The sequence below is a fragment of the Neokomagataea anthophila genome (assembly GCF_018122595.1).
Classification (GTDB): domain Bacteria; phylum Pseudomonadota; class Alphaproteobacteria; order Acetobacterales; family Acetobacteraceae; genus Gluconobacter; species Gluconobacter anthophilus.
Genome location: NZ_JAGRQH010000244.1, coordinates 1 through 216, shown reverse-complemented (window position 1 = coordinate 216; position 216 = coordinate 1). Strand labels below are relative to the sequence as shown.

The window sequence follows — 216 nt, the reverse complement described above, 5'->3', positions numbered from 1 at the left end:
TCAGTTTATCCGCCCCGGTGTGGAGTTGCTGGACCCGATGAAGAAAAAGCATATTCGGGATGCAGAGGTGGAAGCAAACTTTGGCGTGCGCCCCGATCAGGTGGTGGATGTACAAGCGCTTATGGGAGATTCAACGGATTACGTGCCGGGTGTGCCGGGTTTTGGCGCAAAAGGTGCGGCCCAGTTTGTGAAGTAGCATGGGTCGTTAGAGGCGAT

The 216-nt window shown here is 55.1% G+C and carries 1 pseudogene; it reads left to right on the top strand.

Going from position 1 to position 216, the window contains the following annotated elements:
* A pseudogene (locus KB213_RS12580) lies at nucleotides 1–190 on the top strand (5'-3' exonuclease H3TH domain-containing protein); the annotation flags it as partial.
* Nucleotides 191–216 lie beyond the last annotated feature (26 nt).